The organism is Diaphorobacter caeni, assembly GCF_015354245.1.
GTDB lineage: Bacteria > Pseudomonadota > Gammaproteobacteria > Burkholderiales > Burkholderiaceae_C > Diaphorobacter_A > Diaphorobacter_A caeni.
The window spans coordinates 249,433-276,381 of record NZ_JADKYZ010000006.1 but is presented as its reverse complement, the minus strand read 5'-3'; the positions used below and the strand labels follow the sequence as shown (position 1 = coordinate 276,381).

The following is a 26,949-nucleotide window of genomic DNA, read 5'->3' as shown; positions in this document are numbered from 1 at the left end:
AGGTTGACTACGTATAATTTCTATCAAGGTGTTATGCCTATGCGCAGCAATTCTTCCAAAAAAGCCGTCCGTCCAGACCTGACGCTGGCGAAGACGCCCACCGGCATTCGAGGCCTCGACGAAATCACCGGAGGCGGGCTGCCGACCGGGCGGCCCACCTTGGTGTGCGGCGCGGCGGGCTGCGGCAAGACGTTGCTGGCATCGGAGTTTGTGGTGCGGGGCGCGGCTCAGTACAAAGAGCCGGGAGCCATCATCCTCTTCGAAGAGACAGCCGAAGAGCTCACCGCCAACATGCGCTCCATCGGCTACGACCTGGACGCGATGCAGCGCAAGGGCCAGTTGGCGATGGACTTCATCCGCGTGGACCCTGCCGAGCTGGTGGAAGCCGGCAGCTACGACCTGGAGGGCCTGTTCATCCGCATCGGCCATGCCATCGATTCCGTGGGCGCCAAACGTGTGGCGCTCGACACGATCGAGACGCTGTTCAGCGATATCGCCAACCATGCCGTCCTGCGCGCCGAACTGCGCCGTCTTTTCCGCTGGCTCAAGGAGCGCGGCGTCACCGCCGTCATCACCGGCGAGCGGGGCAACAATGCGCTTACCCGCTACGGTCTCGAAGAGTATGTCGCCGATTGCGTGATCCTGCTGGACCACCGCATCATCGACCAGGTCTCCACCCGGCGCCTGCGCGTGGTCAAGTACCGCGGCTCCGCCCACGGCACCAACGAATACCCGTTTCTCATCAGCGCCCACGGTATCTCGGTGCTGCCCATCACCTCGCTCACGCTGGAGCACCAGGTCTCCAACGAGCGCGTGTCCACCGGCATCGTCGGGCTGGACCGGATGCTGGGTGGCGCCGGCGTGTACCGCGGCAGCAGCCTGCTGATTTCGGGATCGCCCGGCACCGGCAAGAGCAGCGTCGCCGCTGCCTTCGTGGATGCGGCCTGTGCGCGCGGCGAGCGCGCCGTTCTGTTCGCCTACGAAGAGGCGTGCAGCCAGTTGGTGCGCAACATGCAATCCATCGGCATCAAGCTGCAGCGCTGGATCGACAAGGGCCTGCTGCGGGTTGAAGCCACGCGCCCCACGCTGCAGGGGCTGGAGCAGCATCTCGTGCAGATGTACAACCACGTGACCGAGTTCAAGCCCAGCGTGGTCGCCGTGGACCCCATCAGCAACCTGACCAACCACCAGAACGAGAGCGACTTGGCACTGGCGCTGATGCGCCTGATCGACTTTCTGAAGACCGAAGGCATCACCGCGCTGTTCACCAGCCTGAACACCGAGAGCGCCGGCACGCCCGGCTCTCAACTCGGCGTATCGTCGCTGATGGACACGTGGCTGTGGCTCAGCAACATCGCATTCAATGGAGAGCGCACCCGCACGCTGCAGGTACTCAAGTCACGCGGCATGCCGCACTCCAACCAGGTGCGTGAATTCGTGTTTTCCAACCATGGCGTGGACCTGATTGATGTCTACATGTATGGCGACCAGGTATTGACCGGCACCGCGCGCGTCGCCCACGAGGCCCAGGTGCAGGCAACGACGGCCCTGCGTGATCGCGACCACGAGCGCCGCATGCGCGATCTCTCGGACCGGCGCAAGGCGCTGGACGCCCAGATCGCCGCACTGAATGTGGCCGAGCGCGAGCGGGAAGGCCAAGTCAAGTTCGATATTGCACGCGAAAAGCTGGAAGCCGAAGGCGCGCTGAACCGCGCCCGCAGCATCTCCGCGGAGCGCAGCACCGTATCCAATGGTCGGCGCAAAAAGCAGGACAGGAAGTAGCCATGGCAGCCAATACGCTCACTCCTCGCGATGAAGCGGCCCCCACCGCCACCACGCCTGAATGGCGCCTGCGTCTGTATATCGCCGGCAAAACCACGCGCGCCGAAACGGCCCTGCAAAACCTGGAACAGTTGTGCGAAGAACATCTGGCGGGCCGCTACAGCATAGAGGTGATTGACCTGATCCAAACGCCCACGCTCGCTGCGGGAGACCAGATTCTGGCGGTGCCCACCGTGGTACGCCAGATGCCCGAACCCATGCGCCGCATCATCGGCGACCTGTCCAACCAGGAGCGCGCGCTGGTGGGTCTCGACATCCAACCCATCTCCTCCGGCAATGGCGCGCCGATCTCGTCGTCATGAAAAGCGAAGTCCCTCCCGAAGGCCATTCCACCCTCGAATCGCTCAGCGCCGAGGCCGCCGCAGAGGTGGTGCGGTTTCGCCTTTATGTGAGTGCGGTATCGCCCCTGTCGGCTCGGGCCATCGTCAATGCCCGCCAGTTTCTGAATGCGCACCTGCCCGGTGCCTACGAGCTGAACGTGCTCGACATTGCCACCCATGTGGCCGATGCCAAGCGTGACCAGGTGATTGCATCGCCCACGCTGGTGCGGTATGCGCCTCTGCCCAGTCGCCGTGTGGTCGGCGACCTTTCGGATGTTGCGCGCATGCGCGACTGGTTCTGCCTGCAACCGCCTGCGAGTCCATGATGCGCTCCGGCCACTCAACCGGGGCAGACACCCCATCGGACATCGCTGCGCTGGCCGCGGAGAATCAGGAACTGCGCCTGCGCCTGCGCGAACTGGAAGACACGCTGGGAGCCATCCACGCCGGCGAAGTGGATGCACTGGTCGTCAACGACGACATCTACATTCTGGAAAGCGCCAACGCCACCGACAATCGCCTGCGCCAAGGCGTGCTGCTGCAGATGAAGGACGCGGTCTTCGCTTTCGACCGCGACGACAAGCTCATCTTCCTGAACCAGTCCGCCGAGCAGCGCTATGGCATTCAGGGCGATGCCGCTCTGGGGCGTGACAAGGCCAGCCTGTTCACCGAAATCCAGGACGAGCATCTGTCGGTGCGGCCGGAGCCGCTGAATTCCGGCTCGCCACTCCCCTCCGATCCGCCGCGCGCAGACATCCCTGCCATCCATCGCCTGCACGATGGCTCGTCGATCTATGTCGAGCAGAGTCTGTCCACGCTGCTCGATCCTTCGGGTCAAAGCTTTGGGTCTTTGCTTGTGGTGCGCGACGTCACGGAGTCGCGCCGCACGTCCATGCGCCGCGATGCCCTTGCCCGCTTTGGCGAGTCGCTGCGCGAGCTGGATACCCCTGTCGATGTGGGCGACAAAGCCGTGCAGATGCTGGGCGAAACATTGGAAGTGCTGCGCACCGGTTTTGTGCGCTTCGATCTTCCGGACAACAACATGCGCGTGGCCTGCGAATGGCTGTCCCCCGGCGCATCCACCATTGCCCATCGCGTGCGTGCCAAGGACTTCGGAGACCTGATCCGCGAGCTGGAGCATCGCGCCACGGTCAGCGTCAGCGACGCGAGAATCGACCCGCGCACCCGCCATATGGCGGCGCTGCTGGACAGCCTCGACATTCGATCACTGGTGTGCGTGCCCTATCTGCAGGAAGGGCGCCTGTATGCGGTGCTGTTCATCCACAACGCCCAAGTTCGCCACTGGACGAATGCCGACCTGTCCTTCATCAGCGAAGTGGCGGAGCGCACCGAGGCGGCGGTTGATCGCGTCAACAACGCTGCTGCCCTGCGCCAGAGCGAGGCGCGTCTGCGTGAAGTCAACGAGAGTCTGGAGGCCACCGTACAAGCCCGCACGCAGGAGCTGATAGGCGCTCAGGAAGCCCTGCGCCAGTCACAAAAAATGGAGGCCGTGGGCCAACTCACCGGCGGCATCGCGCACGACTTCAACAATCTGCTGGCCGGCATGAGCGTGAGCCTCGAGCTGATACGCCGGCGCCTGCAGAAGGCGCACTACAACGACATCGATCGCTACTTGGACATGGGCAGCGAAGGCATCAAGCGCGCCGCATCGCTCACCCAGCGCCTGCTGGCCTTCGCCCGCAGACAGACGCTGGACCCGCGCGCCACCGACATCAACCGTCTGGTCACGGGCATGCAGGAACTCATCGAGCGCTCCATTGGGCCCAACGTCTCGCTCACGGTGGTCGATGGCGAAGGCTTGTGGATTGCGAGGATCGACGTGCCGCAGCTCGAGAACGCCCTGCTCAACCTCTGCATCAATGCACGCGACGCGATGGCGCCCGCAGGCGGCAAGCTGATCATCGAGACCAGCAACCATCTGGTGGAGGGACTGGAAGCGGCGACCCACGAACTGACTCCCGGAGAGTATGTGGCGCTGAGCGTCACCGACACCGGCGTCGGCATTCCCAGAGAACTGATCAACCGCATTTTCGACCCATTTTTCACCACCAAGCCCACCGGCCAGGGCACGGGCTTGGGCCTGTCGATGGTGTACGGCTTTGTGCGCCAATCGGGCGGTCAGGTGCGCGTGCATTCGGAGCCCGGCCAGGGCACGACGATGCGCATGTACTTTCCACGCCATTTCAGCGAAGAGGATGCGATGGAGAGCACCCGCAACACCAGCGCCGTGCCCAACGGCAAAGGCAAGCGCATCATGCTGATCGACGACGAAGCCACCATCCGCACCCTGATCGCCGAAGAGCTGCGAGAGGCCGGCTATGTGGTGACCACCGCCGAAGATGGCCCCTCCGCCCTGCGCATTCTGGAAGGACCCATCGAGATCGACCTGCTCATCACCGACGTGGGCCTGCCCGGCGGCCTCAACGGCCGCCAGGTGGCCGACGCCGTGCGCGAGAAATGGCCCGCACTCAAGGTACTGTTCATCACCGGCTATGCCGAAGTGGCCACCGTGGACAACGGCCTGCTGGCACCCGGCATGCATGTACTGACCAAACCCTTTGAGATCGCCGAACTGGCCGACAAGATCAAGATGCTCAGCAACGACGAAAGAGCTGCCTGATTGGTTTGGCATATTTCAGTAGCAAGGGCGGATGCAAGTGGTCATGGCGGCTTTCCGCTTGAAGGCCTCATCGAATGTGCTCAATCGGCAATTCAAAGCGCAGCGTCCGGACCAGTTTCGAGTCTTGGACTTCACCTTTGTCCCCGACATGGCAGGAGCAGATGTTTGTGGCTTTTGTGATTGATGTCCAAGTCCGCTGGATTGCGGGCTGGCGGGTCAGTACAGGCTTGGTGCTTGATGCGTAGGTGATGGCTCTGTGGCGTCGCCGACCCACGCGTGCTGTCATCGTGCATTCAGATCAGGGCAGTCAGTTCACCAGCCATGATTGGCAGGACTTCCTGGACGATCACAATCTGCTCTCCAACATGAGCCATCGGGGCAACTGTCATGACAACACCGTAGCCGAGAGCTTCTTCCGGTTACTCAGGCGTGAACGTATTCGTCGACAGATCTATCCAACGCGCGATGAAGCGAGGGCGATGCCTTCAACTACATCGAGATGTTCTACAACCCAAAGAGGCGTTACAGCACCGCCTGAGATGTGTCTCCGGTAGAGTTCGAAAGACGTCATTCCCAGCGGATCAAGCGTGTCTAGGGAAGACGGGACTATTCATAAATGCATTTGCAGGCCTCCGATTGAAGTTTCGTTAGCCTCTCTTAAAAAGTCCAGCAACACATGCACCATTGCGGCAAGCAGTCGCTGGTGCGTCAGCCACGTCAAGAGTGGGCGCGCGGTACCATTCCCAACCCAAGCTCTGTGGCCAAGGCCTACGAGGAGTTTGAAGCAAACGGACGCATGAAGCCATCGGCGTATTACGACCGCGTTGTGGATGTGATGGAAGAGCTGATGAAATTCACGCTGCTGACCCGTGACATCGCGCCGTACCTGGTGGACCGCTACAGCGAACGCAAGGAAGAACGAGCAAAAATGCACGCTAAAACCATGGCGAACATGTGAGCGAAACTGCTGCAGTCAGTCATCGTTCAGCATCCAAGTGAAATAGAAAAAAATGACCTCCATACGAACAAGCCGACCCGAGGATGGTGAACGTGCCGTTGAAATATGGCGCCGCGCGGTGGATGCGACGCACCATTTTCTGACTGAAACGGACCGCCAAGCCATTGACGCGATGGTGTCCGATTTTCTGCCACAGGCTCCACTCTGGCTGGCCGTGGACTCCAGCAACTGTCCATTGGCTTTCATGCTTGTTGACAATGGGCATATGGAGGCCTTGTTTGTTGACCCTGAACACAGCGGCAAAGGCATTGGCGCAGCACTGATAAGACATGGTCTTTCGCTTCATCCCAGCATGACCACGGATGTCAACGAGCAGAACACCCAAGCTGTAGGGTTCTACGAAAGAATGGGCTTTCAACGCACAGGCCGCTCACCGCTTGATGGGCAAGGCCGCCCTTATCCCATCATTCATCTGAAATACGGCGCGATCTGAAAGATCGCACCCAACCGGCGGCGAGCTATGGCATCACCGCCGCTCCACGCCGCTACTCGACATCACCTGCCGCAGTTTGCTCGGCAGAAGCATGTTCAGTGACCCAAAAGCTGTTTCCGGTCTTGGTCCTGAAAGCCAGCGCAATTCGGCAATTTGACTGCTTTGTGTCTGGAGAGAGGACCATTCACTTCTGCATCCAACGCGCACGGCGTACCGGGGAACGCAGGATTTCTTCCTGCTCCACGACTGTCTGCAGACCGGGACCTATGTCGAAGAGCACATAGAACGGCTGCGTCGGTTGTTTGAAGGTGAGCGTAGAGCGCGCATCGAGTCTGGCGTCAAGCAGGGTTTCGCCGCTGTGCGCGATGACCTCCATGCGCGCGCCGGGCATCTCCTGTCCGTCGTTGTTGGCTCCGCGGCAACGCACTGTTTGCGTGTCCAGCATGACGCAACGGGCCACGGGCTCGTGCGCTGCGACATGAAGGGACGCGCATGCAGCGCATACGCTCAGCAGGCGGCGGAAAATTCTGCGATCAGGGCTGTGCATCGGGCGCTTTCCTTTGTTGTTCAAACCATGCCACTGTGCCGGGCGAGACTTGATCCATGCGCCAGAAGGTCTGATGCACATTGCCATCCTTTCCGGTCACTGTCAGCCACAGCTCGCTGTCGGCGCGCAAGGTATCCGGCAGTGAGATTTCGGCACGACGCTCCCAACGCTGTCCCATGAAGCCCATGCCCGTCGCACGCAGGCTGCGCGGCTGGTTGACTTTGAGCGTCGCCAACCGGATGTGCTGGTCGCATGCATCGCAGAAGCGCAAACGGAACTCTTTCATCGGGATGTCCATGTCCACAAGCTGGGGCGGGTTGCGGTCGGATTCGACCAGCGTGAATGTCCACGGGCCGACCTGCCCCGTGAGCGCGTAGCTGCGCTCGAGCGGCGGCAACTGCACGCGCGCAAGCCCGGTGGCGAACACGATGCTCGTGGCAAGCAACAGAAGCGCCGCGATGGTCCTCGCTCCGCGTCGTGGGGGCGAAGTCGGTGCCCCATTCCCTGGCTCGCCATTTGACTGGACTTGGCGCTGCGGCTTGTCTCGCGCGGGCGGCTGCCACGGCCAGCGCGGGAAGATAAACACCCACGCGAGCGCCGCAATGCTGAGCCAACCCAGCCACAGCGCGATGCCGACACCCACGTCAAGCGCGGTGATGGCATAGGCGAGCGAGAGCGCCAGCAGCAACCATCCCGCGACGCGCGCCAAACCTTGCCAGCGCCGAGAGGGCGTGCGGCCCAGCAGATGCTCGCCGTGCCGCTCGGTCGCAAAGGCCAACGACAGAAACGCCAGCAAACCCAAAACGAGCACGAGCAGATGCGTGCCGGTCAACGTGTCGGGCGTCATGTCTTGCCTCCCGCATGGATGGCCCACGCCATCGCCGTGAGCACGGCCGCCGTCGCAGCCACGCCGATCCATGCGCGCGTGGCACTGCGCGTAGTGAATACCCAGATCACCGCGACGGCATAGACAGCAAAGCCGAGCATGGTGGCCCAGAGCAGCGCCTGCGCGCGCGTGGCCGGCCACAGCTGCGCCATGAGCACCGTGGCGGCGGACGCGAGCGCGTAGCCGCCGAAGGCTGCGGCCGCCACACGCGAGGCAACGGCCAGGCGGTCGCTGGTCGGCATGGTTTTGTTTTGGCTCATGCGGCCTCCTTCGCCGTTGCGGAATGTGGTTGCGCGACCGTTCGGGAGGCGGGCAGCAGACGCCGTTGCACCTTCACGGCCATCAGCGCGAAAAGCGCGGCCAGACCGATCTGAGTGAGATCGAAACCGGCAAACACCCAGTCTCCAGCCGCGAGGCTGTTGAGCAAATGGCGGTCGGTGGTAAGCGCGTTGATCACCGGCACCAACGCGAACGCGAGGCAACTGCCCCACAGCAACTCCACCCAGGCGCGCGCGAGCGGGCGCGCCATCGCGTAGAACAAAGTACCCAGCCACGCGGCGAACACCGCATGGAACTCCCATGCCGAGCGATCCGCAATCTCCAGCGGCAGCAGCCGGTTGGCCCAGAAATACGCCGCGAGCGCCAACGGCAGACCGGCGATGGTGGCCACGTTCAATATCTCCACCAAACGCACGCCGAAACGCTCGTCAACGTCCCTGCCGCTTGCCAGATGGTGTCTGCGGCGTTTGACGGTCCAGAGCACCAATCCCGTGCCGATCATGGCGCAGCCGAGCAGCCCCGCGACAAAGTACAGCCAGCGCCCCCAGATGCCCGCGAACAGTCCTTCGTGAAGATTCAGCATCACGCTCTGCGTGAGTCGCGCGTCACCACCGGAGTTGGGCTCCTCAGGGAGCGCAGCGCCCGTGTCGGCATCAAATCGCAGCTTGGCGGGATTCCAAAAATCCAGTTGGCCGCCCTGCGTATGGGTGATGACGATTTCCGCAACCTCGCCGTCACCCACATGCCTCTCGACGACGACGGACGCGATGCGGTCAGGCCCCCACCGCTTTTCGGCCTGATCCACAAGCGCCGCGATGTCCGCCTTCGGGCGTGCAAACGGCGCGTGGGCATGGCGGTCGAGCAGTTCGTCATAGAAGGCCTTGTTGGCCGCCTGATTGCTGCCGTATTGCACGTCGCGCCCGGCAGGCATGTAGGTGAAGAGAAAGAACACCAAACCGCTGTAGGTGATCATCAGAAAGAACGGCAGCGCCATGACGCTGACAGCGTTGTGCGCATCCAGCCAACTGCGTTGCCCCTTGCCGGGACGGAATGTGAAGAAGTCCTTGAAGATCCGCTTGTGCGCGACCACGCCGCTACATATGGCCAACAGCATCAGCATGGTGCAGATGCCGACCAGCCGGATCGCCCAGTCATAGGGCAGATAGCGCAGCATGTAGTGCATGCGGTAGAGACCGAACCCGCCCGCCGTGGCGCGCGGCTGCACCTCGCCCGGCAGCAGCGCGCCGGTCAGAGGATCGAGGCGCTCGTTGCCGCTCACGCCGCGCTCATGACCGGGCTTGGGAGCTTCCTCCCAGCGGATCGAAAACTCCTGCCAGCCGCGCGGCGACAACGCTTCGTGCGGCAGCGTGATGCGCCAGCTGTTTGCCGTAGGCGCCAGCTGTTCGAGGCGATCCAGCGCCCTGCCAAGCACCTGCGCCCTGTCGGCTTCGGGAATCGCCACGCGCTGTACCTGCGGACGCTCGGGCTGCATCCAGCGCGTGATGTCGTACTGGAAATAGCCAGGCGTGCCGGTCGCGAAGACGAAAAACAGCACCCAGCCCACCACGAGGCCCGTCCAGGTGTGCAGCCAGGCCATGCATTGGCGAAAGCCCTCCTTCATCGCCGCGACTCCCCTGTCTCCGGCTCAGCCGGGCTTTGTTTCGAATGCGTCGACTCAGAAGTCATACCGCATGCCCACGTTCACGCTGCGTGGCGCGCCCCATGTGTAGAAAAGCCCTGACGCGCTGAAGTTGGTGAGCCCTGAAAGATATTGCTTGTCGAACGCATTGTTGATGTTCAGGCTGAACGAGAGATGCGGGTCGACCTGGTAGCGTGCCATCAGATCGAACAGCGCATAGGCGTCCTGCGACAACGTGGCGGCGCTGTTGTTCACCGAGGTCTTGGTCTGCCAGCGCGTGGATGCGCCCACTGTCAGGCCGCGAAGGTCGCCGTCGAAGCGGTAGGTCGTACCGAGCTTGAACTGGTGCTTGGGATACTTGCTTGCGTTGTTGAGCGAGCTGCTCTGCTGCACCAGACTGCCCTGCGCCTGCCAGCCGCGCGCGAGTTCGCCCGACAGCTCGAGCTCCCAACCGCGCCGGGTGGCCGAAGAGACCGCGCGGTAGGCGGTGTCGCCGCCGGGTGTGAGTCCGCCGCTTTCCTCCGCCGTGTTCTTGGTCTTCATCCAGAAGTGGGCGATGCTGGCGTTCAGGCGCTTGTCGAAGAACTCGCCCTTGGCGCCGATCTCGTAAGTGTTGCCCTCTTCGGGCTTGAGCGTGGTGCCACGTTCGTCCTGCGCGGTCTGCGGCTGGAAGATGTTGGCGTAGCTCGCATACAGCGACACGTTCGGATGGACCTCGTAGACCAGTCCCGCATACGGCGTGACCACGCCGTTTTCCTTCATGTCGTAGTTCCACCAGAACGGCGTGGTGTCGCGCTCTTCAAAGCGCGTGACGCGCAGCCCCGCGATCACCTGCAGCGGATCGGCCACGCGGAAGCGCCCGGCCGCATAGGCATAACGCTGCTTCTGGCTGAAGCTGTTGTCGCCGTAGTTCAGCTTGCTGTAGTCGGGCATGGGCAGCGCGGCCCCGCCCTGGGCCATGTTCACGCCGAGCTGGTCGAGCGGCACCAGATTCAGCGAGTTGAGCGGCAACTGCACATTGCTGTAGAAGCGCGAGATGCCCGCTCCTGCAAGCAGCTCATGCGAGCGACCAAGCAGATCGAACGAGCCCTTGACGTCCAGATTCACGGTCCAGTTGTCGGTCTCCATGTTGCGCCAGCGGCCGAAGCTCGCGCGGTCCTGATCGTAGTAGTAGCCCGCGATCATGTCGTCCATGGTCACTCGCTGGTGCGAGAACTTGAGGGCCGCCGTCCAGTCATCGGCAAGGCGCTGCTCCAGACTGCCGAACAGATTCAGCCCCTTCTGCTCGTAGCCGCCCCAGGGCGCTCCGGTGTTGAACGAGCGCGGCATCCACGCCACTTCTCCGCCTGCGCGCGTATAGCGCTGGATGGGCTGGGTCGTGCCTATGCCCTTGGCGTCGCGCTCGCGGTAGGTCAGGCCGACGTTGAGCAGCGTGTCGGGCGTGAGATCGGCCTCCAGCGTGCCGAACAGCATCTTGCTGCTGGACTTTTCAAAGTCGCGAAAGCCGCCCGAATCCATGGCCGACGCCACCAGCCGGCCACGCACCGAACCCGATTCGTTGAGCGGCCCACCCACATCGGCCTGCGCACGGTAGGTGTCCCAACTGCCCGCGTTGGCACGCACGTTGGCCTGAAAATCCCGCGTTGGACGCTTGCGGATCATGTTCACGGTCGCGCCGTAATTGCCCTTGCCGACCACCAGACCGGACGAGCCCTTGAGCACCTCCACACGGTCGACCTCGGCCATGTCGTCAAGTGAGAACATGGTGCTGGTGAGGTAGTACCAGCCGCTCGTGACCTGCGCCATGCCATCGGTCTGCAGATTCACGCTGGTGCCGCGCGCCTGAAAATCCGAGGCGTTGTTCTGACGGTAGACCGCGATGCCGGGCGTCTGCTCCATCACGTCGGTCAGCGTCTCGAGCTTGAAGTCATCCATGCGCTGGCGCGTCATCACCGACACCGACTGCGGCGTTTCGCGCAGCGACAGATTCAACCCGGTGGCCGTACGGCTCGGGCCCTTCTGCGTGTAGCTGCCAGTGCCTTCGGATGCGGTGCCCGCATCCGCCTTGGCGGTGACGGTGACCGTTGCGAGTGCAGTGGCGCCCGCCGCAACGGGTGGGCTCACCTGCGCATCCGCCCTGCGCGCGCGCAGCCCGTAGCTGCCATCGGCCTGTACAAAAGCCTCCAGCCCCGAATTGGCCAGCAATGCCGACAGCCCGGCCGATACGCTGTAGCTGCCCTTGAGCCCCGCCGTGCTCTTGCCCTCGGCCATGCTGCCGTTGCCGACGAGATAGATGCCGGCCTCCGCCGAAAACCGTGTCAGCGCCTGGCTCAGCGGCCCTGCGGGAATGTCGTAGCTGCGCGCGGCCTGCGCTGCGGTTGTCGTCTGCGCGAGCGCAAGCGGCGCATGGCTGATCGCGCCAATGCCGCTGGCGACGATCAGCAGCGGGATCGCCAGTTTGCGGGTTGAATGGTTCTTGCTGCGCAGCTTGTTGCTGATGGCGCGCTTGGCTCTGCGTACGGACATGGACGGCTTGCTCCGGCTAAGGAAATGGGAATGCGATGAGGCGAAATCCCCATCGCCAGCCAGCCGCGTGCCCTGGCGTGAACGAGCGCAGGATGGCTTGGCGATGAGGTCTTCTCATGGAACAAAACCAACGAGACGTCAAAACCCGGAACCTGAAATCGAAAAAAACTGAAAAATATTTGAAAGACGCTGAATCAGCGCCGCGCCTCGATGCTGGTCCACCACGGCAGCGGCTGCGCGATGCGCACGGGCAGCGCAGAAGCGAGCATCTGCAGCGCCCGGTCCGTGTCGTGCGCCGGAAAGCTGCCGTAGACGACCAGATCGGCCACGGAATCGGCAACGCCCAGATGGCCCTTGCGGTAGCGCCCGAGCTCCCGCACGAATTGACCAAGAGGCAGGTTGTTGGCCACTAGCGAGCCCTGCGTCCACATCTGGCGCGCCATGTCAGCCGCATCGGTCTGCGCGACATCGTGCATCGTGAATGACGTCTGCCGGCCCGCGCCGACGACCAGTGTCGCGTCCGACGTCGCGGTGCGGATCTCGACCGCTCCTTCGTAGACTGCCAACTGCGTGCTCGACTCACCCAGCTGCACATTGAACCGCGTGCCCAGCGCGCGCATGCGGCCCTGACGCGTCTGCACCAGCAGCGGCCGTGGGTCCTTCGCGGTCTCGACGAACACCTCGCCGGAAATCAGCACAATGCGGCGCTCCGCCGCCCCGAACCGGACATCGACCGCGCTCGCGGTGTTGAGCCACAAACGCGTGCCATCGTCCAGCGTCATCCGCCGCTGCTCGCCCGTTGCGGTGCGCATGTCGGCGGCCAACGCCATCACGCCATCGGGCAACCAGGACTGACGCCAGCACAGCGCACCGACCACACCGCCGCTCGCCAGCAGCGCCACGCTCGCGAGCACGCGGCGTCGGGACCGCAGCCGGTCGTCCACCGCGTGGAGCTGCTGCGCGACATCACGCGCCTGCGGCAGCGTGCGCACCGGCTCAAGTGCACGGCTGATGTCCTCCACGTACTGCCAGGCCCGCGCGTGCGAGTCCGCCGCCGAAACCCAGATCTGCCACGCAGTCCGCTGTCGCGCGCTTGCCTTGCCGTCGCGCAGACAGGCATACCAATGCGCCGCCTGCTCCAGATCCGCGTGCGACGGCATGGAGGAAGCGTCGGCGCTCGCGCCCTGCCCCAGCTTCATGCAACCATCCCCTCCTGCCTAAGCTCGGCGGCGGTCTGACGGGCGTTCAGAGAAAGGCAGGCGAGCATCGCCTGCGCCACATATTTGCGCACCATGCGACCCGAGATGCCGAGCTCGGCGCCCACCTCGTCGTCCGTCATGTCGCACACCACCGCCAGCGTGAACGCCCGCGCCGCCTTGGGCGACAGCGACTGCAGCGTGCGCACGATCTCTTCCAGTGCCTGCAGCACGATGGCCTGGCGCTCGCCCGACGGATAGGTCGCCTCAGGCGCCGCAGCCAGAATGTCGAGCCAGGCGCGCTCGATCTCCTGCCGATGCCAGAGATTGATGCACAGGTTCTGCGCGGTGGTCCGCAGATAGGCCCGTGCCTCGCCAGCGCTGCAGAAGCGACGCTGCGTCTTGCCGACGAGCAGCCGCACGAAGGTGTCGTGCGCCAGATCGGCCGCCTCCGCCGCCGAGCCCAGCCGACGGCGAAGCCAGCCCATCAACCAACTGTGGTGATCGACGTAAAGCGCAGCGATCTCGGAGTGCGGTGGACTGGAGGCTGTGGACATGGCGGATGCGCCGACGGCTTCAATGCCGACTCGCTTTTAAATGAGAATGATTTTTATTATTGTATTCTCAAATTGCGAAAGCGCGCACGCCCTTGCTTGCACTGCGCAGCCAGTGCGGGGAAGACAGAAGACGAGCGTGAGCAGGTACCCGTGCTTCCAAACATCGTGCCTACCCCGATGGGGACTACCAAATTTCGTTTGTCGGCGTCCCTTGGTGATATCGCAGTTGCCACTGACCATCAACCAACAGCCAAATTGATGACCTTAGCGTGTGCCGGCTACGGGTTCCGTTCTGATGTTGATGTGCTGCGCGATAGGTCAGAAGCGCCACTCCCGGTCCCAGCTCCGTTACCGCATAGGCATCAGCCACCATGTCACCAGCAAGAGATTCATTGCTGAGGGCTTCAACAACGGCATCTCGTGAATACTTCTGGCCTGACTGTCCGATCTCTTCAAATTCAGAATGCAGCAGCTCCATCACGCGCGCTGCATTTGCACGAATCACTGGCTGGTGGAGTTCTGCCTCAAGTCGCGAAAGCTGGAGCGTCAGCGCTGCGTTCATCAATGCACTCCTAGAATTCGTGATGCACGCAGCATAGCCGTGCGGCGGCTAAAAAAGGTACCGCCGTACCGCCATACCGCCGTTAGGCAGCCGCCTTCGGTGTATTCCTGAAGCTGATCGCCATGCGGTTGTAGGCATTCATCAAACTCACAGCCACAGTCAGGTCGACCAACTCCTTTTCGCCAAAAACCGCTTTCGCTTGCGCGAAGTCTTCGTCAGGTACGCCCGTATGCGCGACAAGGGTGACCGATTCTGCCCAAGCCAGTGCGGCTCGTTCACGGTCATCAAACAACCGCCCTGCTTCGCGCCACGCCTGAAGCAGCGCCAGTTTCTCGACCTTAACCCCCTTGGCGAGCAAGTCACGCGTGTGCATGTCCAAACAATAGGCGCAATTGTTGATTTGAGAGACGCGAAGGTAGACAAGCTCGACCAACTCTGCCGGCAAGCCACTTTTCATCACATAACCGTAGACACCTCCCAACGCCGTAGAAGCACCTGGAGCCACTTGGTCGTAGTCAATACGAGCTGTCATCTCACATCCTTGTCATTGCATGAACCCCAAAAGGCGGGGCAAGCAGTTACTGTATTGAATAATATGACTCGGATAAAGGTGCTAGATTCGCACCCATTAAACGACTTTTCGGATAATGATGGCGATGGATCGTATCGAGGCAATGCGCGCCTTTTGCCGCATCGTGGAGCTGGGCAGCTTCAGTGGCGCGGCGGAATCGTTGAACCTTGCCAGCACCACGATTTCCGGGCAAATACAGGCTCTGGAGCGCGTGCTGGAGGTGAAACTGCTGCACCGAAGCACCCGCAAGGTCTACCCCACCAATGAGGGAGCAGCCTACTACCAGAGGGCTCGCAAAGTCATCGAGGACATTGATGATCTCGAAAGCTCGGTTTCGATGAGCCGGGGCGTAGCCAGAGGCAGGGTCGTGGTGGAGATGCCAACGGCGGTGGCCATCTATCTGATCATTCCGGAGTTGCAGGACTTCGGAAGACGATACCCAGAAATCAGTCTTGAAGTCGGTTGCAGCGAGCGCACCGTGGGCCTGATGCAAGAAGGAGTGGACTGCGCCATCCGCGGTGGCGAGATCGCCGACCAAGAGCTTATTGCACATCCATTGGGACTGATGCGGTTTTGCTTGTGCGCTTCGGCCAACTACCTGCAATCGCGACCACCGATCACTCAGCCAACGGATCTGGTCCGGCATCAACATCTGAGATTCAAGTTTCCCGGAACAGGCAAACGGTATATGCCCCGACTGAGGCATGCAGATGAAAGCTACCCCCTATCCCAAACACCTCACCTGGTTTTCAACAATGCCAGTGCGATAACCGCAGCAACCGTGGCAGGTTTGGGAATAGCAGCCGTGCCGCGAGCCGAGGTGGAACACCTTTTGCAGACCGGCGCACTGATTGAGCTTCTCCCTGACTGGGAGCTGGACAGCATGCCGCTGTCCCTTGTCTATCCGCCAACGCACCAGCTTTCCAAACGTGTCCAAGCATTCGCCAAGTGGGTATCGGAGATGTTTGACACCCATCCTCTATGGCATAGGAATGCCATGGGCGTTGATCGCTGAGGGCAGAAGGCCTGCTTCGAGTCGGCAGCTCCATTTCGGAATCGACCAAAGCGGGCCTCAGTCGGCTGCACGGGTCAACGCTCCTTCGTGAACGTCGGCATTCAGCGTGATTCTGATGAGCGACCGCTATAGATTTCAGCCGTCATTGAGCTGTCCAACGTTGGAGTCCAGCAAGCAGCCTGAAGTTGACTTTCTAACGTTCGCTGCAATCTCGCCCCTGAAATCTCATAGCGTCAGGTTGCCGCACACCCACTTAACGGCTTTCCCTACTCTGGATCGCGTGAGCAGAAGTCAATTTGAAAGGAACCCTCCGATACGAATTCGACGTGGTGCGGAGTCTGTGGCTGAACCAGCAATTGCATACCTGCCTCCAGAAGAATCGTGCGCGGAGGGTCCTCGTCCAGTGTGAAGACCAGACTGCCACTCAGCATACGCACCACTCCCCAGACTCCTGACTTGGTGCTGTGGGTGTTGCGCAGGGCAGCAGGAAGCTTGTCGTGCGTGAACACGGGCGAGCTTTTGTACACGGCCAGATCTGGAGGAATGTCAGTCTGCCAGATTTGGGTGTCAGGACGCTCCTGACTCCGATAGTGCTCCCACAGCCGCACGGCAATGCGTTGAGCCATGGGATCGACCACGGCCTTGAGCGCTTGTAGATCCAGCTCGGACGTAGTCTCTTCAAACAGCTTCAGCCACTGCTCGAAATGCCGCCATGTCAGTCCCGGCAGACGGGCATGTTTGGGCATGGGTTCGCCCGTGAAATCGTTTTGGCGCAGCACCAGCCACGCCCAGAAATCCACGAGTTTTTGCAAGTGCGCATCCCAGTCGTGGATATGCCCGTTGAAGACCGGTGCAAGCATGGGGTCCCTGCGAACCCGGGCGTAGAACTGATGAACCAGTTGGTGGATGTGCTCTACCGTGATGGCCGGATCGGCGGGTGTCGTTTGTTGCATGCGTGTCTTTCGGATGCACGCATTCTTGGTGAGTGGCGGCTCGCGGGCCAATGACAAATGTCAAGATGGAAAGGCTGCTCGCAGGGTGTCTGCAGCGGGACTAAAACGCGCGTGCAGCGCCATGAGTTAGTTGACGCAAAAAAGGCCGATCGCGCAAACCCCATTCGCGCCCACGTCCTGTCACATAGCCGCACGTCTGCCAGTGAGCGAACAGGCGACTCAAGGTTTCTGCCCGCACGCCCAGACGCGATGCCAGCTGTCTCTGGCTCAGCGGGAGCGTCACATCATCGCCCTGCTCCTCGCTCAAACGCAGCAGATAGAGCGCCAGCCGTTGCGGCGCGGAGCTTGCCGTGAGCCACTCCACTTCGTTGACATGCTGGTAGACCGTCGAGCTCAATAGGTTGAGCAGCTTGAGTGCCACCTGCGGGGCCTGAAGGCAGAGTTCGTTGAGAGGCTTGCGCGCCAGACGCAGGCACACGGCCTCGCCGCTCGCACGGGCGTGCATTGGATACCTGCCGTGCTGCATGAACATGGCGGCAATTGCCACCAAACGCCCCACTCCGAATGCATTGAAGACACGCTCCTCTCCATCCAGCCCGTAACGCAAGACTTCCACCGAGCCCTTCACCACGAGGTAATACCACTCGGCCTCGGCACCTTCATGAAAGAGAAATTCATCCACGTCCAACTCGATCGAGATGACGTTCTGGGCCAACTGACGCAACTGCTCCGTATTCACGTCCGCAAACAGCGGCAGCGTTCCCAATTGCTGCGTGGCAATTTCTGGCCAATTTAACGAATTGACTTTTGTCATTGGATTAAACGGATTGGTGCGGCAATCATATGTGAATGATAACAATTCTCAAATACAAACCTACCCAAGGCAGACAAATCGCTGCTTCTGGAGGTCTGTTTTCATTTCGTTGCGCGCGCCTGCTCTCGTTCGCCGTGATGCTCGGGTGTATCGCCGTCGGCGCCCAAGCCGAACAGCGCGATAAGCTTGTGCTGGGAGGTCCGGGCGCAGTGGTCAGCTATCCGCTGATGCACATGGTGCACACACAGGCGCTCAAGGCGCATGCCAAAACCGTGGAGTTCCGGCTGTGGGACACGCATGACCAACTGAATTCGCTGCTCGCGCACAAGCAACTGGATTTCAGCGCAAGCCCGACGACACTTCCCGCGCTTCTTGCCAATCGAGGCCAGTCGGTGCGTCTGCTCAATGTGTCTGTGTGGGGATTGATCTGGCTGATCAGCACCGACCCGAAGGTCAAGGGCTTTCAGGACCTCGCGACGCAGGAGCTACTCTCGCCGTTTCAGCATGATCTGGGCGACGTGCTCATCGACACCTTGCTGACCAGCCAGCAGACAGCAAGACAGGAAGGCGAATCGGTACAACTGCGCCGCACCCGCAGCGGCCAGGATGCGATTGCGCTCATGCTGTCTGGCAAGGGGCAGCACGTGGCTTTGGCAGAGCCACTCGGCAGCATGCTTCTGTGGCGCAGCGAGAGCCAGACGGCCAACGGAAAATCGCCCAAGTTGTATCGTGTGCAAAGCCTCGAAGAAGCTTGGGCCCAGCAATATCCCAAGCAGCCCACCCTGCCCCAGGCTGGCTTGATGGCCAATGGCGATGCAGCCCTTGATGCCGCCCTGACCCGCGCCGTAGATGAGGCCTATGCCAACTCCGCGCGCTGGTGCAAAGCAAACGCTCTCGGCTGCGCGGAAATCGCGAATCGCCATTTGCCGCACATCCCGGTAGCGGTGTTGCGCAACGCCATCGAGATAACGCATCTGGAGAGCCGCACAGCCCAAAACGCCAAATCGGAAATCGAGGCGCTGTACCGGCTGATTCAGCAAAAGCACCCCAAGGTGATTGGCAACCAGTTGCCGCCAGAGAAGTTCTACGGACCATGAACATTCCCGCCTCATCAGCCACGCGAACATCACGCGTGTGGGTGGCTGCAGGTCTGCTCGGCGTCGTGATCGCATGGCAGTTCACTGCCGAGCGTTTGGGGCCGCTGCTCATGGCCACGCCCCTGCAAACGCTACAAGCGATTGGTCCGCTAGTCAGCAGCGAACGGTTCCTGCCTGCGGCTCTGACTTCACTGGTTCGTGCAGCCATCGGTATTGGCACCGGCTGTCTGTGTGGGTTTGCGCTAGGTTTGATGGCAGCGGCGCGTGCACAGTTGCGCGGCTTGCTGGAACCATTGCGCTGGCTGCTGATGTCGATTCCCGCCGTGGTCGTGGTGCTGCTGGCCATGCTCTGGTTTGGCCTTGGCTCGTCAATGGTCATCTTTCTCACGGCCCTCATGACCGCACCGGGCCTCTACGTGAACACGGTCAAAGGCATGCAGCAAGTGGATCGGCAATTGCTGGAGATGACGCATGTCTACCGCTTTGGCTGGCGGCTGCGATTGGAGCATCTCTACATTCCGGCGCTCACCGCACCACTGAGCGCAGCGTTGCTGATCGCCGTGAATGCCGGCGTGCGGCTGGTGGTGATGGCTGAGGTGCTGGGTGCGGACAGTGGCGTTGGTCACGCGCTCGCCAATGCCCGTGCCACCTTCGACAGCGCCGAACTCTACGCTTGGGTAGTTCTCATCGTCAGCTTTGTCGGAGTGTTGGAACTCGCATTGATCCAGCCACTGCAGCGCCGCCTCGGCCGTTGGCAGGAGGTGCGCAATGCTTGAACTTGCCAACGTAACGCTGCGCTATGGTCAACAGACGGTGCTGCGCGATCTGAGCATGACCCTTCGCAGCGGCGAAAGCGTCGGATTGCTCGGCCCCAGCGGCTGCGGAAAAAGCTCGTTGCTGCGCATCGTTTGTGGACTGCAGGAGCCGAACAACGGCTCGGTTCGCAACCGCTTTTCGCGCACGGTGATGCTGTTTCAGGAGCCGCGCCTGCTTCCTTGGCGCAGCGTGCAAGACAACCTTACGCTGCCATTGATTGCGGCAGGCATTCCTTTCACACAAGCAGAGACACGCGCCACCCATTGGCTGCAATGCGTGAAGCTGGACGGCTCAGTCGCAAAGGCTTGGCCACGTGAGCTTTCGGGAGGCATGGCCCAGCGCGTGTCTCTGGCGCGCGCACTCGCAATGCAACCGGATCTGCTGCTGCTCGATGAACCTTTCAGCGCGCTCGACCCAACGCTACGCCAAGACATGGCCGAGCTTTGTCGCCAGCGTATTTCAGACACTGGCGCCAGCATGCTTTGCGTGAGTCATCACCCGCAGGAACTTGCCTCCATGGTCGATCACTGCCTGGAAGTGCGATCCATGCAACTGCACCACGTTTCGGATTTTTCAACGAGTACACCATGCATTACCCCATCCTGCTAACTATCCATCTGTTTGCCGCGCTGTTCTTCATCGGCGTCGTCGCCTTTGAAGTATTAATGCTGGAGGCGATACGCAAGCAGTTGCCACGCGACGTCATGCAACAACTCGAGGGCGCGATTTCCGCACGCGCCCGAAAAATCATGCCGTGGGTGCTAATCGCGCTGTTCGGCGCGGGCATCAGCATGGCGCTGTATCAATACCGCCCGCTGCTCGCTGCACCGTTGGCCAGCACCTTCGGTCTGATGCTCTGGATCAAGATTGCACTGGCCTTCAGCGTTCTGTGCCACTTCTTCACCGCCATGAGTCTGCGACGTCGCGGAAAGCTGCAAGGCAAATATTTCAAGCGAATTCACCTGAGTGTGTTCACGCACATGGTCTTCATCGTGCTGCTGGCCAAGTGGATGTTCTACGTTCACTGAATCCATGCGCAACTGGCTCGCTCTTATTTTCCCGCCCTCGGCTCCGTTTTCCACCTCCTTCATCTTCGCCATGACTAACAGCACTCCTGCGCCCACGCTGCGGCACACACCCCTATTTCTTTTGCTGCTGAGCTGCTTCGGCCCCGCCCACGCGCAAAGCCAAGTCACGCCCTCACTGCCCGAGGTCAGCGTGGTTGACTCCAGCAGTGAAAGTCCCGATCTGGAGGCTCGCCTCGCCAAGGAAAGAACACGGCTAAACAATGTGCCCGGCGGTGTCAATCTCGTCGCACCACAGGAACGCGTACGTCTTCAAACCCTCAACGACGCCCTGGCCAACCAGCCCGGCATCGTGGTTCAGGAATTCTTCGGCGGTATCGATCAGCCGCGTCTGAACATTCGCGGCTCAGGTATTCAAAGCAACCCCGTCAACCGCGGCGTGCTGTTGCTGCAGGATGGAATGCCGCTGAACGAGGCCGATGGCTCCTTCGTCATGGGCCTGCTGGAGCCGCGCAATGCGGGGCTGATTGCCGTGCGTCGTGGCGCCAATGCCGAGCACGCTTCTGCCAACACACTGGGCGGCGAGCTCGACTTCCAGTCGATCACCGGCGCGCAACTCAATCGCGTCGACGCCAGCATCGGCAGCTTTGGACGCAAGAGCCTCTCCGCGTCCGTTGGCGGGCAGGCAGAGGACTGGGATGCCCATGTCTTCGCAAGTCATGACGAGGCCGATGGCTATCGTCACCATTCCGCTTCCAAGCGCAGCAGCCTGCATGCCAATGCGGGCTGGCGCTCGGGTAGTCTGGAGAATCGCACCTACCTCTCGTACACCGATCTGGAGTTCGAGATCCCCAACGTCATTCCGGGATCGCGGCTGCGCAGCGATCCGAGAAGCGTGCTGGGCGACTACAACGAGCCAGCCGACAAATCCAACAACATCTACATCCGTGACCCCAACCGGCAAACCCAGCAACTGCGGCTGGCCAACCGCACCACGTGGGGCACGGATGCGCTGCGCCACAGCTTCGGTGTGTACTGGCAATCCGTGGATGACACCTTCACATCGCCGACGATCTCCAGCCCCACCGACGGTCATACCTTCGGCGCGCAATGGACAAGCCACGGACGCAGCGGCAATCTGGAATACCACTTCGGCCTGCACTGGGCCCGCACGGACATGGATCGTGATCTGCGTGTCGTCAACGGCACCACCGGCGAACGCCTGCCCGCTCCCGCCCAGTACAAGCTGCAAGCCGAGAACCGAAGCGCCAACGCCGGGGTGAGCTGGAACATTGCGCCCGACTGGAAGCTCATTGGCGACCTGCGCTATGTGCAAGCCATTCGAGATGCCTCACAGCAGACTACCGGCACCCAGCTCAACCAGCAATGGAATTCCGCTACGCCACGCGTTGGTGCCATCTGGCAAGCCAGCGACGCCACGCAGGTGTTCGCCAATTTGAGCCGCAGCAGCGAGGCGCCAACATACTGGGAGATCATTTCCGGCGACGTCAGCAACCCCATGAACACCGCCACTTTCAGCACCAGCATGAATCGCTTGAAGCTGCAGCGTGCCTGGACACTGGAGGCGGGCACACGCAGTCGGTTCGGCAAGGGACGCAACGCAGGCGAGTGGTCAATAAGCGCATACCGCAGCCACGTGGACGACGAACTCATGGCCGTCACCAACGCCAATGGCACATCGGCAGGCACCTTCAACTACAACGGCCGCACCGTCCATCAAGGCATCGAAGCCGGTCTAAAAGGCCAATGGGCCGTCGGCAACGGCACCATCCGCTATCAGGGCGCATACACCTTCAACGACTTCCGCTTCCGCAATGGCGAGTTCTCTGGCAACACTATTGCAGGTGTTCCCAAACACCTCCTTGGAGCCGAAATCAGCTACCACCATGGTGCTTGGAGCGCAGGCCCCACACTGCGTTGGCAACCTACCAAAACCCAAACCAACCACGCCAACGTCGCCGGCACAGAACAGGACAGCTACGCCCTGCTCGGTCTGCGTGTGACATACCAACCGCACAGAAACTGGCACGCATATCTGTCCGTGGACAACCTCACGGACCGTACCTATGCGAGCGCCTTCGTGATCCGCAGCACAGGCACGTCGGCCATGCCAACCTTTCTGTCGGGCAATGGACGCAGCATCCATGCGGGGTTGAGCTACCGGTTCTGAAGTCTGGACTGCCCGGCGGAGGTGCACCACCTCGACCTCCTGGGCAGGTGCAGTTTGCGTTTGCAATTGGCGTTTGTGCATTTCTGCCTCTCGCGCCACAGACCAAGCCTCGGCTTCGGCCTTGCCTTGTGCCTGCGGCACGTTGCGGAGTTCATTGGCGCAAAATTGGAACCGGGTCACAAAATGACGTGCCAAACATGCTCCAACGGGATGAACCGGGCGAATCACCAAAAACAAAAAACCCTCTTAAATCAATGATTTAAGAGGGTTTCGTATTTGGTGGGCGATACATGGATCGAACATGTGACCCCTGCCGTGTGAAGGCAGTGCTCTACCGCTGAGCTAATCGCCCGTCGTCTTGCGACAAGATCTCTATTATGGCACGGAAATTCAGTCAGCCTGGGTTGTTTGCCAGATTGTTTTTCCGCCGCTCGACTTGTCGATCTGCTTGAGTACGTCAAGATGCGCCGCGATCTCTTCGTCGCTGGCCGGGATGACCTGCAGTTTCAGGCTGCTGAAATCGATGGCGGCCACGCGTACGGTGCTGGCGTTCTTGTCCTTCGAATCGTCATCCGAAATCAGCAAGGCCTCCTGGCCTCGGGTCATGTTGATGTAGACGTCGGCGAGCAGCTCGGCGTCGAGCAAGGCGCCGTGCAGCGTGCGGCCCGAGTTGTCGACTTCAAGGCGATCGCAGAGCGCATCCAGCGAGTTGCGCTTGCCGGGGAACATCTCCTTGGCCATGGCCAGGGTGTCGATCACGTTCTCGACGTAGGTCTTGACCGGCTTGCGGCCGCAGAGCTGGAATTCCTTGTTCAGAAAGCCGATGTCGAAGGCCGCGTTGTGGATGATGAGTTCCGCCCCTTGCAGGTACTCGACGATTTCCTCGGCGAGTTCGGCGAACTTGGGCTTGTCTTTCAGGAACTCGTTGCTGATGCCGTGCACCCGAAGCGCGTCTTCATGGCTGTCGCGTTCGGGGTTGAAGTAGATGTGCAGGTTCTTGCCCGTGAGCTTTCGGTTCACGAGCTCCACGCAGCCCAGTTCGATGATGCGGTCACCCGTTTCAGCGGAAAGGCCCGTGGTTTCAGTATCCAGCACGATCTGGCGTGACATCAGTGGTTCTCCTTGGCGTGGTTGATGGAGTACTTGGGAATCTCCACCGTGACGTCTTCCTTGGCCAGAATGGCCTGACAGGACAGTCGCGATTGTGGCTCAAGTCCCCAGGCCCGATCGAGCAGATCCTCTTCCTCTTCCTCGGCTTCGTTGAGCGAGTTGAGACCCTGGCGCACGATGACGTGGCAGGTCGTGCAGGCGCAGCTCATGTCGCAGGCATGCTCGATGTTGATCTTGTTGTCGAGCAGCGCTTCGCAGATGGAAGTGCCTGCGGGCGCGGTGATTTCGGCGCCCTGCGGGCAGTACTCGGGATGCGGAAGAATTTTGATGACGGGCATGTGGGTTCGCTTTGTGTTCTTTCTCGGGCTGCGGGTTACAGCGCCTGGATGTTCTTGCCTGCCAGCGCGTCGCGGATGCCGCGATTCATGCGCTCCGCCGCGAAGTGCTCCGTGCCTTTGGCGAGGGCCTGCGTACCAGCTTCGAGCGCGGCGGCGTCGTCACTGTTCGAATGCAGTTGGCGCAGCGCCTGCATGAGCGCATCGATGTCGGCGCGCTCTTTTTCGCCCAGCACGTCGCCGTCGATGTCAAGCGCGCTCTGCGTGGCCATGAGCAGACGCTCGGCGTCCACGCGGGCTTCGACGACGGCGCGCTGGTGCATGTCCTGCTGCGCGGTAGCGAAGCCGTCTTCGAGCATCTTCGCGATCTGGTCGTCTGAGAGGCCGTATGACGGCTTGACGTCGACCTTGGCCTCGACACCACTGCCCTGCTCCTTGGCACTCACGCTGAGGAGTCCATCGGCATCGACAGTGAACGTCACGCGGATGCGCGCGGCGCCAGCAGCCATCGGCGGAATGCCGCGCAGTTCGAAACGCGCAAGGCTGCGGCAGTCGGCCACGAGGTCGCGTTCGCCCTGCACCACGTGAATGGCCATCGCGGTCTGACCATCCTTGTAGGTGGTGAAGTCCTGGGCCTTGGCAGTGGGAATGGTTTCGTTGCGACCGACGATGCGTTCGACCAGACCGCCCATGGTCTCGATGCCGAGCGAAAGCGGAATCACGTCCAGCAGGAGCAGATCACCGGCGGAGTTGTTGCCAGCGAGCTGATTGGCTTGAATGGAAGCGCCAAGCGCCACGACTTCGTCGGGATTCAGATTGGTCAGCGGCGTGGTGCCGAAGAAATCGGCCACGGCCGCACGCACCTGCGGCATGCGAGTGGAGCCGCCCACCATGACCACGCCCTGCACTTCTTCGCGTGCAAGCTGGGCATCGCGCAGCGTGCGGCGCACGGCACTCAGGGTGCGTTTGGTGAGCTCCGCCGTCGCGGCATCGAAGTCGGCGCGGGTCACCGCGTGATCGAGCGCCTTGTCAGCCAACGTGGCGGTGAACTGCGCGCTGTCCGCATCGGTCAGCGCTTCCTTGCAGGCACGTGCGGCGATACGCACGGCCGTTTTCTCTTCGGGCGTGCGGGCCGTGAGGCCGTGCTGCGCGAGCACCCAGTCGGCCAGCGCGGTGTCGTAGTCATCTCCGCCGAGCGCCGAATCGCCCCCCGTCGCGATGACTTCGAACACGCCCTGCGTGAGACGCAGAATGGAGATGTCAAACGTGCCGCCGCCGAGGTCATACACGGCGTACAGGCCTTCGGCAGAGTTGTCGAGGCCGTAGGCGATCGCCGCCGCCGTGGGCTCGTTGATGAGGCGCAGCAGGTTCAGGCCCGCGAGCTTGGCCGCGTCCTTGGTGGCCTGACGTTGCGCGTCGTCGAAATATGCGGGCACGGTGATGACCGCGCCGTAGATGTCGTCGTTGAAGCTGTCTTCGGCGCGAAAGCGCAGCGTCGCCAGGATCTCGGCGCTCACCTCGACGGGCGACTTCACGCCGCCTGCGGTGTGGATCGCCACCATGCCTTGCTGGGCCTGCTGGTCGGCGCCCTGCGTGCGCAGATCGTATGGCAGCGAAGCGCGGTCGGCGATGTCGGCCAAGCCGCGCCCCATGAAACGCTTGACCGAGGCAATCGTGTTCACGGGGTCCTGCAGGCGCGAGGCGACGGCGTCGTAACCGATCTGGCGGCCGCCGCCATCCATGTAGCGCACGACGGATGGGAGCAACACCCGGTTCTGCTCGTCAGGAAGGCACTCCGCCACTCCGTGGCGCACGCCGGCCACCAGCGAGTGCGTGGTCCCCAGATCGATGCCCACCGCGATGCGTCGTTGATGCGGGTCAGGGGATTGACCGGGTTCGGAAATCTGCAGGAGCGCCATGGAATCTGTCTTTGTGTTCTGAAGGGATGGAAAGCGGATGCCACTCGAGGACATCACCGGTGGCCTGCGCACGCTGCGGGCCGCCACCGTCACACGCTCTATTGTGCTAGTTGCTCGTGTTTCGCATCAACGTCGTGTGCAAAACGCGCAATGAACATGAGGGCTCTGATCTCCTGCGCCGCCTTGGCAAAGTCCTTGTGCTCGTCGATCAGGCTTGCCAGCTTGGCCAACGCCTGCTTGCGCGCAGCCTGCACCATGTCGTCCAGTTCATCAAGCGCGTCTTCGCCGGTAGCGTCGTCAAGCGCTTCGCGCCACTCCATCTGCTGCATGAGAAACGCGGCCGGCATGGCCGTATTGTCTTCCGCTCCGATGGAAACGCCATTGAGTTCGCACAGATAGGTCGCCCGCTTGAGCGGGTCCTTCAGGCGCTGATAGGCCTCGTTGATGCGCACCGACCACTGCATCGCCACGCGCTGCGCGGCACCGCCCTGCGCAGCAAAACGGTCAGGGTGGGCCTCGCGCTGCAGGTCTTTCCAACGCGCATCAAGCTGCGCGCGATCCTGAGCGAACTGCATCGGCATACCAAACAATTCAAAGTCGTCAGATTGAAGATTCATGAAGAAAAATTGGAATTCGGTTTTCAAACAGCGACGCCCG

Annotated in this window: 26 protein-coding genes, 1 tRNA gene and 2 pseudogenes; 13 read left to right on the top strand and 16 right to left on the bottom strand. The window is 61.6% G+C overall.

Annotation, left to right across the window (positions count from 1 at the left end; all coding sequences use genetic code 11):
- The first annotated feature begins 39 nt into the window (after positions 1–39).
- The 7 genes and pseudogenes from kaiC to ISG32_RS16510 all read left to right on the top strand — a co-directional run bounded on the left by kaiC (position 40) and on the right by ISG32_RS16510 (position 6,254).
- Positions 40–1,782 (top strand): circadian clock protein KaiC, encoded by a 1,743-nt coding sequence (kaiC, locus tag ISG32_RS16540; protein WP_194772119.1) that lies wholly within the window; start codon positions 40–42, stop codon positions 1,780–1,782.
- A 2-nt stretch (positions 1,783–1,784) separates the two neighbouring features.
- Positions 1,785–2,144 carry a circadian clock KaiB family protein gene (locus ISG32_RS16535; RefSeq protein ID WP_194772118.1) on the top strand — a complete coding sequence of 120 codons (360 nt, stop codon included), beginning with the start codon at positions 1,785–1,787 and terminating at the stop codon, positions 2,142–2,144.
- Complete coding sequence (locus ISG32_RS16530; protein WP_194772117.1) at positions 2,141–2,488, top strand: circadian clock KaiB family protein; 348 nt, start codon at positions 2,141–2,143, stop codon at positions 2,486–2,488. The genes ISG32_RS16535 and ISG32_RS16530 overlap by 4 nt, the downstream gene beginning before the upstream one ends.
- Positions 2,485–4,803, top strand: coding sequence for an ATP-binding protein (locus ISG32_RS16525; protein WP_194772116.1), 2,319 nt, complete (start codon positions 2,485–2,487; stop codon positions 4,801–4,803). Before ISG32_RS16530 ends, ISG32_RS16525 begins: the two co-directional genes overlap by 4 nt.
- Before the next feature lie 73 nt (positions 4,804–4,876).
- Positions 4,877–5,341: pseudogene (locus ISG32_RS27585) on the top strand (IS3 family transposase); the annotation flags it as partial.
- 198 nt (positions 5,342–5,539) lie between these two features.
- Positions 5,540–5,761: pseudogene (locus ISG32_RS16515) on the top strand (arsenical resistance protein ArsH); the annotation flags it as partial.
- 52 nt (positions 5,762–5,813) lie between these two features.
- Positions 5,814–6,254 carry an acetyltransferase gene (locus ISG32_RS16510; protein WP_194772114.1) on the top strand — a complete coding sequence of 147 codons (441 nt, stop codon included), beginning with the start codon at positions 5,814–5,816 and terminating at the stop codon, positions 6,252–6,254.
- 184 nt (positions 6,255–6,438) lie between these two features.
- Here the strand turns inward: ISG32_RS16510 and ISG32_RS16505 are convergent, their stop codons facing one another.
- The 9 genes from ISG32_RS16505 to ISG32_RS16465 form a co-directional block, all read right to left on the bottom strand.
- Positions 6,439–6,699 (bottom strand): hypothetical protein, encoded by a 261-nt coding sequence (locus ISG32_RS16505; protein ID WP_194772113.1) that lies wholly within the window; start codon positions 6,697–6,699, stop codon positions 6,439–6,441.
- 88 nt (positions 6,700–6,787) lie between these two features.
- Positions 6,788–7,648: a DUF3325 domain-containing protein gene (locus ISG32_RS16500; RefSeq protein ID WP_194772112.1), complete on the bottom strand. Its 861-nt coding sequence runs from the start codon at positions 7,646–7,648 to the stop codon at positions 6,788–6,790.
- Entirely contained in the window at positions 7,645–7,947 is a 303-nt protein-coding gene (locus ISG32_RS16495) for a DUF3649 domain-containing protein (RefSeq protein WP_194772111.1), read from the bottom strand. The genes ISG32_RS16500 and ISG32_RS16495 overlap by 4 nt, the downstream gene beginning before the upstream one ends.
- The gene (locus tag ISG32_RS16490; protein ID WP_228529876.1) at positions 7,944–9,563 is read right to left on the bottom strand and encodes a PepSY-associated TM helix domain-containing protein; all 1,620 of its coding nucleotides are present in this window, start codon (positions 9,561–9,563) and stop codon (positions 7,944–7,946) included. The genes ISG32_RS16495 and ISG32_RS16490 overlap by 4 nt, the downstream gene beginning before the upstream one ends.
- Before the next feature lie 78 nt (positions 9,564–9,641).
- Complete coding sequence (locus ISG32_RS16485) at positions 9,642–12,131, bottom strand: TonB-dependent siderophore receptor (protein WP_194772109.1); 2,490 nt, start codon at positions 12,129–12,131, stop codon at positions 9,642–9,644.
- 194 nt (positions 12,132–12,325) lie between these two features.
- On the bottom strand, positions 12,326–13,330 hold the full coding sequence (locus tag ISG32_RS16480) for a FecR domain-containing protein (RefSeq protein ID WP_194772108.1): 1,005 nt from the start codon (positions 13,328–13,330) through the stop codon (positions 12,326–12,328).
- Complete coding sequence (locus tag ISG32_RS16475; protein WP_194772107.1) at positions 13,327–13,884, bottom strand: sigma-70 family RNA polymerase sigma factor; 558 nt, start codon at positions 13,882–13,884, stop codon at positions 13,327–13,329. The genes ISG32_RS16480 and ISG32_RS16475 overlap by 4 nt, the downstream gene beginning before the upstream one ends.
- A 184-nt stretch (positions 13,885–14,068) precedes the next feature.
- A complete protein-coding gene (locus tag ISG32_RS16470) occupies positions 14,069–14,446 on the bottom strand; it encodes a nuclear transport factor 2 family protein (protein WP_194772106.1) in 378 nt (125 codons plus the stop codon).
- An 82-nt stretch (positions 14,447–14,528) separates the two neighbouring features.
- On the bottom strand, positions 14,529–14,978 hold the full coding sequence (locus ISG32_RS16465) for a carboxymuconolactone decarboxylase family protein (RefSeq protein ID WP_194772105.1): 450 nt from the start codon (positions 14,976–14,978) through the stop codon (positions 14,529–14,531).
- Positions 14,979–15,102: 124 nt separating this feature from the next.
- Here ISG32_RS16465 and ISG32_RS16460 point away from each other — a divergent pair, with 124 nt between their 5' ends.
- Positions 15,103–16,032, top strand: a complete 930-nt coding sequence (locus ISG32_RS16460; RefSeq protein ID WP_228529875.1) for a LysR family transcriptional regulator — start codon at positions 15,103–15,105, stop codon at positions 16,030–16,032.
- Between the two features lie 266 nt (positions 16,033–16,298).
- Here ISG32_RS16460 and ISG32_RS16455 read toward each other — a convergent pair whose 3' ends face one another.
- The gene (locus ISG32_RS16455) at positions 16,299–16,985 is read right to left on the bottom strand and encodes a DUF1971 domain-containing protein (RefSeq protein WP_194772104.1); all 687 of its coding nucleotides are present in this window, start codon (positions 16,983–16,985) and stop codon (positions 16,299–16,301) included.
- Positions 16,986–17,085: 100 nt separating this feature from the next.
- A complete protein-coding gene (locus ISG32_RS16450; protein ID WP_194772103.1) occupies positions 17,086–17,799 on the bottom strand; it encodes a Crp/Fnr family transcriptional regulator in 714 nt (237 codons plus the stop codon).
- 35 nt (positions 17,800–17,834) lie between these two features.
- On the opposite strand from ISG32_RS16450, the gene ISG32_RS16445 reads away from it, so the two are divergent.
- From ISG32_RS16445 to ISG32_RS16425, 5 genes are all read left to right on the top strand, one after another.
- Positions 17,835–18,896, top strand: coding sequence for a substrate-binding domain-containing protein (locus tag ISG32_RS16445; RefSeq protein WP_228529874.1), 1,062 nt, complete (start codon positions 17,835–17,837; stop codon positions 18,894–18,896).
- Positions 18,893–19,672 carry an ABC transporter permease gene (locus tag ISG32_RS16440; RefSeq protein WP_194772102.1) on the top strand — a complete coding sequence of 260 codons (780 nt, stop codon included), beginning with the start codon at positions 18,893–18,895 and terminating at the stop codon, positions 19,670–19,672. The genes ISG32_RS16445 and ISG32_RS16440 overlap by 4 nt, the downstream gene beginning before the upstream one ends.
- The gene (locus ISG32_RS16435; RefSeq protein WP_194772101.1) at positions 19,665–20,321 is read left to right on the top strand and encodes an ABC transporter ATP-binding protein; all 657 of its coding nucleotides are present in this window, start codon (positions 19,665–19,667) and stop codon (positions 20,319–20,321) included. Before ISG32_RS16440 ends, ISG32_RS16435 begins: the two co-directional genes overlap by 8 nt.
- Entirely contained in the window at positions 20,300–20,740 is a 441-nt protein-coding gene (locus ISG32_RS16430) for a CopD family copper resistance protein (protein ID WP_194772100.1), read from the top strand. Before ISG32_RS16435 ends, ISG32_RS16430 begins: the two co-directional genes overlap by 22 nt.
- A 70-nt stretch (positions 20,741–20,810) precedes the next feature.
- The gene (locus tag ISG32_RS16425) at positions 20,811–22,928 is read left to right on the top strand and encodes a TonB-dependent receptor family protein (protein WP_194772099.1); all 2,118 of its coding nucleotides are present in this window, start codon (positions 20,811–20,813) and stop codon (positions 22,926–22,928) included.
- 277 nt (positions 22,929–23,205) lie between these two features.
- On the opposite strand, the gene ISG32_RS16420 is transcribed toward ISG32_RS16425, so the two are convergent.
- The 5 genes from ISG32_RS16420 to hscB all read right to left on the bottom strand — a co-directional run bounded on the left by ISG32_RS16420 (position 23,206) and on the right by hscB (position 26,909).
- Positions 23,206–23,280: transfer RNA gene (locus ISG32_RS16420), tRNA-Val, on the bottom strand.
- Between the two features lie 38 nt (positions 23,281–23,318).
- Positions 23,319–24,038, bottom strand: a complete 720-nt coding sequence (gene dnaQ, locus ISG32_RS16415) for a DNA polymerase III subunit epsilon (RefSeq protein WP_194772098.1) — start codon at positions 24,036–24,038, stop codon at positions 23,319–23,321.
- Positions 24,038–24,376 (bottom strand): ISC system 2Fe-2S type ferredoxin, encoded by a 339-nt coding sequence (fdx, locus tag ISG32_RS16410; RefSeq protein WP_194772097.1) that lies wholly within the window; start codon positions 24,374–24,376, stop codon positions 24,038–24,040. Before fdx ends, dnaQ begins: the two co-directional genes overlap by 1 nt.
- Before the next feature lie 35 nt (positions 24,377–24,411).
- A complete protein-coding gene (hscA, locus tag ISG32_RS16405) occupies positions 24,412–26,292 on the bottom strand; it encodes a Fe-S protein assembly chaperone HscA (RefSeq protein WP_194772096.1) in 1,881 nt (626 codons plus the stop codon).
- Positions 26,293–26,390: 98 nt separating this feature from the next.
- Positions 26,391–26,909 (bottom strand): Fe-S protein assembly co-chaperone HscB, encoded by a 519-nt coding sequence (hscB, locus tag ISG32_RS16400; RefSeq protein WP_194772095.1) that lies wholly within the window; start codon positions 26,907–26,909, stop codon positions 26,391–26,393.
- Positions 26,910–26,949: the final 40 nt, after the last annotated feature.